Source organism: Shewanella algicola (assembly GCF_014648035.1).
GTDB lineage: Bacteria > Pseudomonadota > Gammaproteobacteria > Enterobacterales > Shewanellaceae > Shewanella > Shewanella algicola.
In genome coordinates this window covers 97174-110278 of record NZ_BMQI01000001.1, presented here as the reverse complement: position 1 = coordinate 110278, position 13105 = coordinate 97174, and the positions used below count along the sequence as shown (strand labels likewise).

Here is a 13105-nt window from a genome sequence, read left to right as displayed (position 1 = left end):
AGGAGTATTCTCGTGGCTATTATTGATCCTATTATCACAGGACTGAATGCGGGTTGGCACCATATTGATGCCAGCACATTAGAGAAAGACCGTCATTTTGAGGCGGATGTCGTTATTGTCGGCACGGGTGCTGGTGGCGGAACAGCGGCTGAAATATTGTCTCAAGCTGGGCTTAAAGTCATTATGATTGAAGGCGGCGCGTTAAAGTCGTCAACGCATTTTGATATGGAAGAGCGCCATGCTTATCCTAATTTATACCAACAAGCCGCGGCATTAAAAACCGCAGATAAAGGCATTGGTATTTTTCAAGGCCGTACCGTTGGCGGCTCAACAACGGTTAACTGGACTACCTCGATACGCACACCGGAGCCAACATTAGATTTTTGGCAACAAGCTAAATCGGTTAAAGGGTTGTCGGCGACTGAGCTACAGCCCTGGTTTGAAAAAATGGAGCAGCGTCTCAATATCGAGCAATGGCAATACGAGGCAAACCGTAACAACGGTGCATTACGTGATGGTTGTGAAAAATTGGGGTGGGAATACACTGTCATAAAACGCAATGTTAAAGGCTGTTGGAACACTGGTTATTGCGGAATGGGTTGCCCAGTTAATGCTAAGCAATCGATGCTGGTAACCACTATACCCAGTGCGCTTGAGCATGGTGCGACATTAATCTCACGGGCCAAAGTCGTCAAGCTTGAACATAAAGGGGACAAGGTTGTTGGGCTTACTGCTCAAGCGATGACAGAAGGATTTAAACCCACAGCATTAACCATTACTTTCAGTGCCAAACACTATATTTTGAGTGCTGGTGCCATTCACACGCCAACCATTTTAATGCGTTCAAATACGCCCGATCCTCACAAGCAATTAGGCAAAACCTTTTTGCACCCTTCATTACTATCTGGCGCGATGTTTTCTGAGCAAATTAATGGCCATAGTGGTGCGCCACAATCGATTTATTCCGATGAGTTTGTCTGGCAAGACGGTGCAGCAGGTGAATTAGGTTACAAGTTAGAAGTCGCGCCGGTGCATCCGGTATTGATTGCCTCTAAAACGATTGGGTATGGGGTAAGCCATGCCCAATTAATGGCAAACTTTAATCAAATGCAGGTGACCATAGCGCTTATTCGTGACGGCTTTAATGAGCAAAGTCCGGGTGGACAAGTCAGGTTAACCGATGACAGTTTTGCGCTTGATTACCCGTTAACAGAAGGTTTTTGGCGTGGGGCAAAGCGCGCCTTTTTATCGATGGCAGAATTACAATTTGCAGCTGGTGCCAAAAAAGTGCTGCCAATGCATGATGGATTGAATTTCTTTGACTCTTGGAATGATGCTAAACAAAGTATTAATCAAGTTGATTTAGGGTTAATCAAAACCATTGTCGCCTCGGCGCATGTGATGGGTGGCTGTGCCATGGGTGAAGACAAAACCCAGGCGATGGTCGACAGTTATGGTAATTCACACTATTTTGAAAACTTATCAGTGATGGATGGATCAGTATTTCCAACCAGCCTAGGCGCTAACCCACAATTGACTATTTATGGCATTGTGGCCCGTAATGCGACAGTATTAGCGCAAAAGCTGACAGCGAAATAATTAGGCTTATATGATGAATGAGTGCCATTTTATGTCTCTATAGTGCGGTTAACGGTATAGAATAAAGCGTGCCTTTCATCATGGTCCATTATGTTATGGCTCGTTATCTGTTTACAACACGAGTGCTGAGGTCTACATGGATTTAAATAGACTAAAAATATTCTTCGTTTTATACCAAGAAAAGAACATGCGCCGTGCTGCAGAGCGATTACACAGCTCACAACCTTCTTTAAGTCAGCAGTTATCAAAGTTAAGGCATCAGTTTAATGATGAACTGTTTGTCAAAGTACCGCAGGGGCTTGAGCCAACGTCGTTTGCCGATAAACTGTATCAAAATTCATATGAAACCTTTCATCATCTTGAGCAGTCTGTCACCCAGACAAGCGACTTTAATCCTCAACATATTAATCAAACCATTTCATTAGCAGTATCGCCTTTACTTGCACCATTATTAGGGCATCGCTTTTTAAAAAAAATCAAAGAGGAAGCACCAAACTTAACAATACATATTCACCAATGGTCTCAACATACCTTAGAACTGATTAGGTCAGATCAAATCCAAATAGGTGTTCATTATCAAATAACCAGTCAGGACAAACAGATAAGAGAAGTGAGTATTGCAAAAGACAGTTTTCGTTGTTTAATCAGAAAAGATCACCCCATAAAAGCCAATGTAGTGAGTATGGCTGAAGCGGCAAAATACCCTTTTACTACGATTATTTCGAGTGATTGGAACTCGAAAATATCGTATGCAGAACAAGCGTTTGATGCTTTAGGTTTGGAAGTTGATGTACGTTATCGTTCAGAATTACCGGAAGGCATTTTGGATGTGGTACAAAATACCGATATGATTTTTCCTTGCTCGATGCTCTATCGATTTATGGACCCCGATGTATATCGATCCTTCACGCTTGAAGAGAAAATACCCACCTTAACACCTAATATATGTAGTTATTATCATTATAAAAATGATAAAGATCCCCTCACAATGTGGCTTATTAGCCTATTTAAAGAAGTGCTCACTTCACCTTAGCGTGATAATAAAATTGAATGATCGACATTAGTTATCATTAATATATTTAATCACCTCTAATTCTTATTATTGCCTCAACAAATAAACGAATAGTCGTTTATTAAATTGTAGAGGTAACAACATGAAAAAGAATTTACTAGCCGTAGCAATAGGTCTTGTTAGCTTAACCGCCAACGCGCAGCAGCATAATCATTTTACATTAGGTGAAACACTCCAGGTTAATGGTCATTCCCATGTAGAAGTTAAACATGACGATGATTCTATTGCCGGTTATATTGCGGCAACTCAAGTGCATAATCATGACACTCGAGGCTACCCAAAAGATCTCGACGTCTTTATTGCTGGCTCACCAGAAAACGCCTTAGTTAAAGTTGATTTTAAATCTGGCACGCATGCTAAAGATAACTACAAGGTGCTGAAAGATTTAAAAAGCACCGTTAATCTTCCTGAAGTGATATGGAGTGCTGACTACAACATATTTGAATCAGAAGATGAAGCAAAGCTGCGCAATAGCAATATCCAAGCGAGTGATTCAGTACATCCTGAACTAAAACGCATGCATGGCATCATGAAGCCCACCATTTATAAACTCTCTGATCGGGTATATCAGATATACGGGTTTGAAATGACCAACTCAACCATTGTTGTGGGTGACACAGGCTTAATCGCATTTGACACTCATTACTCTAACGAAATTGCAGAAGTGGCCATAGAGAAATTTCGTGAAGCAACGGGGATAGATCTACCGTTCCATACCATTATTTACTCTCATCACCACCCTGATCAATTGTCTGGTACCGGCGCTTATGTCACGCCAGAGCAAGTTACTGCTGGTGAAATCAATGTGATTGCACATGAAAAGCTGTTCGAGATGTTTGCCTTAGAATCTGGCTTCTTATCGCCATTGATGTCTCATCGCGGTATGTATGCTTTTGGTGCCCCATTAGAAGTGGGAGCTGAAGGTTATGTCGGTCAAGGCATTGGTTATGTGCCAAAAGAAGTTTATGACCCAAGAACCACGTTTACGGCAAAGCCTAATATCACAATTGATGATCAGCAAATCATGGTCATCGATGGGGTTGAAATGGAACTTTTCCATGTGCCGGGTGAGTCTAGCGATCATATCGCAATTTACATGCCTGAAAACGGCGAAATGTTATTAGGGGATTCTATTCAGGGAGAGACTATCCCTAATGTTTACACCATTCGAGGAGCACAATACCGTGATATGGAAGAATGGAAAGACAGTGTCGATCGCATGCGCTCATATCATGCGAAAAGCTTCACCAATCATCATGGACGCCCTGTAACCGGTGAAGACTATGTTGAATCTGTGTTCAGTGTATGGCGTGACTCTTTACAGTATCAATATGATGAAACGATCCGTTTGATGAACAAAGGCATGACTCGTGATGAGATAGAACTGCATATCACATTACCTGAACACATCAACGATCATGAATATCACCGACCATTACGGGGCTCTGTAGAGCAAAATGTTCGCAATATTTACAACGGTTATATGGGCTGGTATCAGGGCGACCCAACGGAGTTTGCAAAACCTAATTTTGAAGACCGAGCAGAGCTGTATGTTGAGGCGTTAGGCGGGCGAGACAATATCTATGAGACTGCTGAAAAAGCATTTAAAGCCGGTAATTACGGCTGGACGATGGATATTACGACCTGGGCTGTGCGGGCTAACCCTGAAGATCAACAAATGAAACAGCTTAAAGCAGATGCAATGAAACAGTGGGGCTATTCGCAGTCAACCCCTGGCTGGAGAAACTGGGCACTCACTGGTGCAATGGAGCTGGAAAATGGTGCATTTGTGATGTCAGATATGATGATAAACCTGTCCGAAAACACCATGGACGAGATGGAAATGGACGACTTATTTAAAATTCTTCGCACTAGGCTTAACTCTGAAAAACTCAGTAGTACGCCAGAAGATACCCTGTTGACTAACGTAATTCTCGATGGTGTTGATTATACGTTTGGCATTCGCTCTGGGGTAATGGTGCATGAGCTTGGTCATAGCGCGGGTAATTTGCCGAAGGTCATATCCCGTAAAGCGTTCTACGACTTATTTTTCTTTAACACACTAACAACAGAAGAGCCTGTTCTTAAGGTACTTATCGAGCACATCGAATCGCCGTATGGCAAGCAAGTACCGATAGTCACAAGGTAATTTATGTCATTTGAGGTAGCACCCAGCTTGTTTGGAGTGGGTGCTCTTATTCAGTTAGTGTTGGAGATTAAGTCATGCAAAAAAATATTTACTTAGCAATCGCAGTGCTTTTTTCGAGTCAGGTTGTGGCTGATGAAAACAGCGAAATCCAAGATATGTCAGATCCTTTGGCGGTTTATACACAAATGGGTGTCGGGACAACCGATAAAGGCGTCAATATTAAATTGGGTCAGTCTTTTGATACTGGAAGTGACACCACTATGGGCATGAATGTTTTCGAGTTTAAAGGCTTAATGGGAGAGACTTTCGGTTGGCGAGATGAGGCTAACAATAGTGTTGATAGTATGCGCTTTCGTAATTTTGGCGTTGATTTAACTAACGGAAGAGGCTCGCAACTCGATGTTAATTATGACTTTAACAATGAGAGTGGGGCCATTTCATATAGCTTGATCCAAGCGCTTCCTGCATATGGTCCTTTGCAGTTGTACCCGCTTGTTGGTGTGGGAGCCGCTTTTGGGAATAATGTTGTTGGAGATGACGATCAAATGACCAGTGGTTATTCGGTCCCTGGCACATTCGGTATGGTGGGTCTTTACAGTAAACTCGATATTACAGATAACGTTTGGTTAAACTACAATCCAATGTGGATGTCGAGCTTGTCTGGGTCAGATACCTATAAAGAACAGGGGGTTTCTGGGGAGTCTTCTGCCTTTGCTCATGAGTTTATTGTGTCTTACCAGTTGGCACCAAGATCAAATATTCGTTATTACGCGAATTGGACTGAACACGATAGCTTTAAAAGTGGTGATCACCGAATAGAGTTTAACTATCAATTTTAAGTACTCAATAAGGTTAAAAACTGCACTCATTTGAAACAATGTAGTGGGTGGGTGCTGTTTTAGCTTGTAATAAACTGTGTATAGCGTTTAGTTTACCGTTGCCATGACACTTTGGTCTAAACCCAATAAACTTAAATAATGTTGTGTATTTGAGTTATTAGTATGTTTTAAATTGAATGTCTCACCAACCAAGCTATTGAGCCGTTGTAATAACAAATGTTGCGACTTGCGCTCCATGATTAATTCAACATCGAGCATTTTTTGATATTCATCTTCTGCTAAGTGTTGTTTGGCAATACGACGTAACTTTCGGTATGGCTGCAATACGCTTTCTTCCCACTGCGCGGTGGTGCTGATGAGTATTTCCCATTGCGATTGAGTTAATAAATACGCTTTGTCATCAAGATATTGGGCTAACAATAATAAGTTAACATTTATCTTGTGACTGTCTTGTAATAGGATATAAGCGCGAGGATTTTGAGCATAAGCTTGTTCGCACTCGCGCCATAAGTTGGGCGTAAAAGTAGGACGATTTATTGGTGTTGGCATTGGTTTTTCCTAAGGCGTTTACGAATAAACGCCACAGTCAACATTTTATTGTTGGATCGTTTGTTCTATTGCTTCAATTTGTTCTTGTAGCTCTAACCAGTTCATTTCACTTTCGTCCATTTCCTGGGTTAGGCTGGTGCGCTCGTTAAGCACTTGAGTCATTTTGGCTTTGTTCTCGGCTTCGTATAAGCTGCCATCTGCCAGTTCTGTCTCTAATTCAGCCAATCGTTGTGAAATCTTTTGTTGTTGAGTTTCTAATTTGGCTTGTTGTTTTTTAAGCGGTGAGGTTTTTTGCCTTAGCTCTGCTTCAATGCGCTTTTGTTGCTTTTTATCAATTTGATCGCCACCCGCAGCTTGGGCCTCGTTCTTATTATTGGTTTGAGCGGCTTTGGCTGCATCGAGTAACCATTGATGGTAATCGTCTAAATCACCCTCAAATGACTTCACTACACCTTGGTCAACCAGGTAGTAATCACTGCAACTTAGACGAAGCAGGTGACGGTCATGCGATACAATGACCATTGCGCCCTCAAAGTTTTGTAATGCCATGGTTAATGCATGACGCATTTCTAAGTCTAAGTGGTTGGTCGGTTCATCGAGTAACAGCAGGTTAGGACGTTGCCACACCAATAATGCCAATACTAGACGTGCTTTCTCACCACCAGAAAAGGGTCTTACTGGGGCTAATGCCATATCGCCATTAAAGCCAAACCCCCCTAAAAAATTACGTAATTCTTGCTCGCGCGTACTGGCCGGAGCTAAGCGCACTAAATGCTGTAGCGGTGAGTCGTCTAGGCTTAAAAACTCGATTTGGTGCTGGGCAAAGTAACCAATATTGAGCCCAGGGTTAGGCTCGTACTTGCCGGTTTTAGCGTGGAGTTGCCCTGATAACAACTTAATTAAGGTCGATTTACCCGCGCCATTACGGCCTAATAAACCGATACGAGCACCAGGCACCAGATTAAGCTGTACTTTTTTAAGGATAGTTTTGTCGCCATAACCAATCGACACATCTTCCATTGCAACAAGTGGATTAGGCAGGGCTTCTGGCTCTCTAAATGCCATTTGAAAAGGGTTATCAACCTGTGATGGTAATAACTCTGCCATACGCTCAAGCGCTTTTAAACGGCTTTGTGCTTGTTTTGCTTTACTGGCTTTGTAACGGAAACGGTCAACAAACGATTGCATGTGCGATCGTTCTTTTTGTTGGCGTTCAAAGGCAACCTGTTGTTGCGCCATACGTTCAGCACGCACGCGTTCAAAGGCGCTGTAATTACCTTTGTAGAAGTTTAATTTATGGTTTTCAACATGAACAATTTCATCAACAATGCCATCAATAAAGTCGCGATCATGACTGATCAAAATTAACGTGCCTTGGTAAGATTTAATCCAACCTTCTAGCCAGTACATGGTGTCTAAATCTAAGTGGTTGGTTGGCTCATCGAGGAGTAATAAATCGGAACGACACAATAGCGCCTGGGCTAAGTTAAGGCGCATACGCCAGCCACCCGAGAAACTTTTAACTGGGTTACTTTGCTCTGCTTCACTAAAGCCTAAACCTGCAAGCAATGCTCCAGCGCGTGCGCGAATAGCATAACCACCAATGGCATCAATTTTACCGTGGATCAGGGCTATAGCATTACCGTCATTGTCATCCTGAGCTTGGTTAAGTTGGGCTTCGAGTTGCCGATACTCAACATCACCATCAAGCACGTATTCAAGAGCTGATACGTCAAGTGCTGGAGTTTCCTGGGCTACGGTGGCAATTTGCCAACCTGCAGGCAAGCTAAAGTCGCCTTTATCAAGGTGTAAATGACCCAATATTAGTGCAAGCAATGATGATTTACCGGTACCGTTGGCACCGACCAAGCCCACTTTGTGTCCAGGGTAGATAGTCAGTGAGGTTTCATCGAGAAGGGTTTTGCTGCCGCGAACTAATTGAGCTTGGCTAATGTTGATCATTAATTACAACTTGAATATTTAACAATAGAATAATGGCGTAGATGATATCGCATCTGCAATTTATTTCCCACAATCGCGGGACTCATGTGGATGAATAAGGCAAAATAGGCGTATAAATTAGAAGGTATCATTAAGAGTAAAAATTATGACCAAAATCAAAAAACGCTTTGTTGCCGGCGCTAAATGCCCTAAATGTGGCGCACAAGACAGTATTTTGTTGTTTAAAGAAAATGGTATCGAAACGGTAGAATGCACAGATTGTGATTACCGTGCCTTACAAACCGATATTGAAGTGCCGAAAAAAGCCAGCGGCAGTATGATTGGAGTATTTAAACCCGATTAATGGAGCCGTTAGGCGTTAAGCTTAATTGCTCATATATTCGTCAGGGGGCGTTTCAGCAGATATTTTCATTTTATGCTGATTCAATACCCTGATGACATTGATATTATTTTTGGTTAAATCATTAAAGCGATCGGTAATTTCTTGCAGCTCTAAACCGTAACTTGGGTCTTCTTTTGGCTTAGTTTGCCAATAACGTTTACGGTCTAGTTTTTGAATCTCGCTGGCGCGTAAAATTTCAAAATAGCTGTTTTCTTGCTTTAAGCGATAAATCTCACCGTCAAGTAGTTGCAAAAGCTTTTCTTTAGAAATGGTTTGCTTATTAAGTAGGGCTTTAAGCGGATCTTCTTTAATTTCACGTTTGTCAGAGTCAATTTCGGTAGTAATACCTAATTGGTATTCAATTTTGTGCTGGCGGAATTCTTGCGGGCATACAGTTTGACTGAAAACGACTTTGTCGTCTTTCATGCATTTGTAAATAGTATTAGCTTGAGCGCTAAATGCACTCAAAGCCAACAAAATGAATAACAGTCTTTTCGCCATGCGGCCACACATCCTTTTGCTGTACTTTTGACTTAATACCTGAGTTTGGTGCTTACGATATTGATACCACCATCATAGGCTTAGTTAGCTGACTACCGTGTCGACTCACATACCCTGTAACCGTGTTTACTCATGCCGGTATCGTTTTATACTTTGACTGTCTGCGGGAGCAATGTTAATCAACTTAATAATTGAGCAGGTTAACATAGTTTTACTTTACTAAAGTAAGACATTCGCCATTCGCGCTACCGGATATTGACTACATATCAATCGTATTCACGTAATTACCCAACGACAATGGTTTTTCTATGCCGTTGGATTGATTAAATATGGCTCAATTTTATCGATAAAACCAGTTTTTTGACAATGGATTTTTTATAAAAATGAATAATCTTTGTTTTTATTTTATTAACTTAGCGAAAAGGGTCGTCTATTTAACAATGATTATTATTTAGGGTGACGAGAAAATGACACATTATCAATCAAACGCGCTTTACCTAAGTATGCGGCAGCAATGACCACAAGATGGTTGTCATTTTCACTGGCTTGTCGGAGGGAGTCTGCGCTTCTGAGTTCAAAGTAATCAGGCGTAAAACCGGCAGCTTTAAGTTGTTGCTCTGCTTGGGCGATAGCTTGGTGGTGATCTTGGCCGTGTTGTACTGCTGTTATAACGCTATCGATAGCGCGCTTTAAGCTTGCAGCACGGTGTTTTTCATCGGCAGTGAGATAGCCGTTGCGAGAGCTCATTGCTAGTCCAGATGCTTCGCGAATGGTATCAACACCAATCACTTCGATTGGCATAGATAAGTCTTCAACCATGGTTTTGATAATCATTAATTGCTGAAAATCTTTACGTCCAAACAACGCCATATCGGGCTGCACAATATTAAACAGTTTAGCCACAATGGTTGCGACTCCACGAAAATGCCCAGGGCGACTTGCACCGCATAGTTCATCGCCAATATGGGGTACTTCAATAAAGGTTTGCTGCGCTAAGCCTTTAGGGTAAATAAGCTCGGGTGTGGGAGTAAATAATAGCTCAGCACCGGCGGCAACCAGTTTTTCGCTGTCTTGTTCTAGCGTGCGAGGATAACCGTCTAAATCTTCTTTAGGGCCAAATTGCATTGGATTGACAAAAATAGACACCACCACATGATCTGCACGGGTTTTGGCTTCCTTAACAAGGGTGATATGACCTTGATGTAAGTTACCCATGGTAGGCACAAAAGCCACGGTTTCGCCTCTGATGCGCCAGGCTTTGACATGTTCGCGAATGGTTGAAATGGCAGCGGTGGTAATCATATTATTGTCGAACCTTACTAAAATAAACGCGCTTGCGCGGCATTATTATGGCAGCACAAGCAGGTGAGTTTGTGGCTAGTTAAATGTGTGTTCTTCAGCAGGGAAAGTGCCATTAGCTACTTCGTCGATGTAGGCTCGAATGGCTGAACGGATCTCGCCAGTTTGCTTGAGATAGTTTTTAGAAAAACGTGGAATATAACCGCTGGAAATACCTAGTACATCGTGCATCACAAGGATTTGTCCGTCGGTATCTGCGCCTGCGCCAATGCCAATTACTGGAATGGTCAGGGCTTCAGTAATGGCTTTAGCTAATTGTGGTGGGATACATTCAAGCACGAGCAATTGTGCTCCCGCGGCTTGCAGTGCTTTGGCTTCGTCAAGAATTCGTTGGGCATTTTCTGCATCGCGACCTTGGACTTTAAAACCACCAAATACATTGACTGACTGCGGCGTTAAGCCTAAGTGAGCACATACTGGAATACCGCGTTCTGTTAGCATTTTTACGCTTTCAAGTAACCAATGTCCACCTTCTACTTTAACCATGCTAGCACCCGCTTGCATGAGTATTGCGGCATTTTCCATGGTTTGTTCTGGTGTGCTGTAGCTCATAAATGGCATGTCGGCGATTAATAACGCACGAGAAATACCGCGCTTAACACAAGCGGTATGATAAGCGATATCTGCAATGGTGACCGGTAAAGTGTCGTCATGCCCTTGCAGCACCATGCCCAGTGAGTCGCCCACGAGCAATACATCAACACCTTCGCTGTCAAATGCGCCGGCAAAGCTAGCGTCATAAGCTGTTAATGCGGTGAACTTTTTGCCTTCTTTTTTGAACTTGATTAGGGTCGAACTGGTGACTTTTGACATAGTAGACTCTTAAAAATTGAAATACTAAAAAGCTGAGCTTAATGTGCAGCCGGTTAAGATCAACTCTACTCGATAAGCTTTTGCAGTTCATCGCGCATTGTCACACTAATCAGGCTTTCAAGGCTGGTATTGCAGGGTAGTGTGAGGGTTGGCGCAATGTCTGCTAAGGGTATTAATACAAAGCTACGTTGTTTCATGCCGTAATGTGGCACTGTGAGTCGTGGCAATGATATTTGCTGTTGGCCGTAAAGGAGTAAGTCTAAATCGAGAGTGCGTGGCCCCCAATGTTGCAGTCTTACACGCCCTTGTTGTTGTTCTATGTGTTGTAATGCGTCGAGTAAGTCGATGGGCGGTAATGATGTCATAAAACCTGCGACTGCATTAACGTAGTCAGGTTGTACAACATCTCCCATTGGCGCTGAGCCATAATAACTCGACACAAGCAATGAGCCGTTTTCTGCTAATGCTTTTAGCGCTTCCACGGCATCATCTAATTGTTGTGTTGGCTTGGCTAAATTTGCCCCCAACGCGACATAAACTTGTACAGCCATGGCTACTCAGCTGTTGGCTTAGGTTTGGCCGCAGGTTTACGACGGCGTTTGCGTTGCGGCGCATTACGGTTGCGGCTGTTACTGCTTTTATTGACACTTTTGGCAATATCACCACGTTCAGCTTCATCAGCTTCGACAAAGGATTGCCACCAGGCTGCAATTTTAGCTGTGTTGCCTGCTTCAGCTTCACCTCTCAATAGCAGTAGATCGTAAGCGGCTCTAAACTTGGGGTTTTCTAGTAGTTTAAAAGCGCGAGAGCCTTGGCTGCGTTCTAAGCGTAACTGCAACTGCCAAATATCTTTGGCTGGTGTACTAAAGCGGCGCGGAATGCTAATGGTGCGACATTGTTGCTCCATGACATCACCCATAGCGGCTACGTGTGCATCGTAATGGGTTAAGCCACTTTCAATGGCGATATCATCGGCACGCTGTTTCAATGGGTACCATAAAATAGCCGCATAAAAGAATGCCGGTGTGACAGGCTTTTCTTGGCTTACGCGTAAATCAGTATTACGCATCACGGCGTCAAGCATTTTGGCGGTATGGCCTTTTGGCGATTCGCTAATTAATGCGCTCACTTGCGGAAACAACGGTGCAAATAATCCAAAATCTTGCATCATTTGATAGTTGGCTTGTGCTTTACCGGCAAAGAAAAGTTTTAGCACTTCTTCGTACATTCGCGCAGCAGGTATGTCACTTAATAATGGCGCTAATGCATTGATTGGCTCAGCCGTGGTGGCGTCGATCTGCATATCCAGTTTAGTAGCAAAGCGAACGGCACGTAACATACGCACTGGGTCTTCACGATAACGTGTTTCAGGATCGCCAATCAGTTTGATAGTACGCGAGTTAAGATCGCTAATACCACCGCCGTAACTGCGAATAGAATAGTCACTGATATCGTAATAAAGTGCGTTGATGGTAAAGTCACGACGTTCTGCATCTTCGTCAATTTCGCCGTAAACATTGTCGCGTAATAAGCGACCTTCAGCGTTTGACTTAGATATTTTGTCGTCAGTTTCACCATGGTGACCGCGAAACGTTGCCACTTCGATAACATCGCGACCGAATACAATGTGAGCCAGCCTGAATCTACGTCCTACTAGACGACAATTGCGGAATAACTTTTTAATGTCTTCTGGGGTGGCGTTGGTCACTACGTCAAAGTCTTTTGGTTGCAGACCGAGTAGAATATCGCGCACACCGCCACCGACCAAATAGGCTTTGTAGCCAGATTTATTCAGGCGATAAAGCACTTTTAGCGCGTTTTCACTAATTTGGCGACGTGAAATAGAGTGACCATCTCTGGAGATAATATCCAGACGTAAG

General features: G+C 43.0%; 12 protein-coding genes. 5 read left to right on the top strand and 7 right to left on the bottom strand.

The annotated features are described in order from the left end of the window. The first annotated feature begins 12 nt into the window (after window positions 1–12). The 4 genes from IEY42_RS00465 to IEY42_RS00450 all read left to right on the top strand — a co-directional run bounded on the left by IEY42_RS00465 (window position 13) and on the right by IEY42_RS00450 (window position 5659). Complete coding sequence (locus tag IEY42_RS00465) at window positions 13–1599, top strand: GMC family oxidoreductase (protein WP_188923425.1); 1587 nt, start codon at window positions 13–15, stop codon at window positions 1597–1599. A gap of 136 nt (window positions 1600–1735) precedes the next feature. Further along, window positions 1736–2632: a LysR family transcriptional regulator gene (locus IEY42_RS00460; RefSeq protein WP_188923424.1), complete on the top strand. Its 897-nt coding sequence runs from the start codon at window positions 1736–1738 to the stop codon at window positions 2630–2632. Between the two features lie 121 nt (window positions 2633–2753). Next, on the top strand, window positions 2754–4820 hold the full coding sequence (locus tag IEY42_RS00455; protein ID WP_188923423.1) for an alkyl sulfatase dimerization domain-containing protein: 2067 nt from the start codon (window positions 2754–2756) through the stop codon (window positions 4818–4820). Between the two features lie 74 nt (window positions 4821–4894). Further along, a complete protein-coding gene (locus IEY42_RS00450; protein WP_188923422.1) occupies window positions 4895–5659 on the top strand; it encodes a hypothetical protein in 765 nt (254 codons plus the stop codon). 87 nt (window positions 5660–5746) lie between these two features. Here the strand turns inward: IEY42_RS00450 and IEY42_RS00445 are convergent, their stop codons facing one another. Further along, a complete protein-coding gene (locus tag IEY42_RS00445; RefSeq protein ID WP_188923421.1) occupies window positions 5747–6208 on the bottom strand; it encodes a TIGR02444 family protein in 462 nt (153 codons plus the stop codon). Between the two features lie 45 nt (window positions 6209–6253). Then, a complete protein-coding gene (locus tag IEY42_RS00440) occupies window positions 6254–8170 on the bottom strand; it encodes an ABC transporter ATP-binding protein (RefSeq protein ID WP_188923420.1) in 1917 nt (638 codons plus the stop codon). A 145-nt stretch (window positions 8171–8315) separates the two neighbouring features. Here IEY42_RS00440 and IEY42_RS00435 point away from each other — a divergent pair, with 145 nt between their 5' ends. Continuing rightward, on the top strand, window positions 8316–8513 hold the full coding sequence (locus tag IEY42_RS00435; RefSeq protein ID WP_188920256.1) for a YheV family putative zinc ribbon protein: 198 nt from the start codon (window positions 8316–8318) through the stop codon (window positions 8511–8513). 21 nt (window positions 8514–8534) lie between these two features. Here the strand turns inward: IEY42_RS00435 and IEY42_RS00430 are convergent, their stop codons facing one another. The 5 genes from IEY42_RS00430 to pcnB form a co-directional block, all read right to left on the bottom strand. Beyond that, window positions 8535–9053: a DUF4124 domain-containing protein gene (locus tag IEY42_RS00430; protein WP_188923419.1), complete on the bottom strand. Its 519-nt coding sequence runs from the start codon at window positions 9051–9053 to the stop codon at window positions 8535–8537. Between the two features lie 447 nt (window positions 9054–9500). Next, window positions 9501–10355: a pantoate--beta-alanine ligase gene (panC, locus tag IEY42_RS00425; protein WP_188923418.1), complete on the bottom strand. Its 855-nt coding sequence runs from the start codon at window positions 10353–10355 to the stop codon at window positions 9501–9503. Between the two features lie 75 nt (window positions 10356–10430). Next, window positions 10431–11225 (bottom strand): 3-methyl-2-oxobutanoate hydroxymethyltransferase, encoded by a 795-nt coding sequence (gene panB, locus IEY42_RS00420; protein ID WP_188923417.1) that lies wholly within the window; start codon window positions 11223–11225, stop codon window positions 10431–10433. A 65-nt stretch (window positions 11226–11290) separates the two neighbouring features. Continuing rightward, complete coding sequence (gene folK / locus IEY42_RS00415; protein ID WP_188923416.1) at window positions 11291–11776, bottom strand: 2-amino-4-hydroxy-6-hydroxymethyldihydropteridine diphosphokinase; 486 nt, start codon at window positions 11774–11776, stop codon at window positions 11291–11293. A 2-nt stretch (window positions 11777–11778) separates the two neighbouring features. After that, window positions 11779–13089, bottom strand: a complete 1311-nt coding sequence (gene pcnB, locus IEY42_RS00410) for a polynucleotide adenylyltransferase PcnB (RefSeq protein WP_229779839.1) — start codon at window positions 13087–13089, stop codon at window positions 11779–11781. Window positions 13090–13105: the final 16 nt, after the last annotated feature.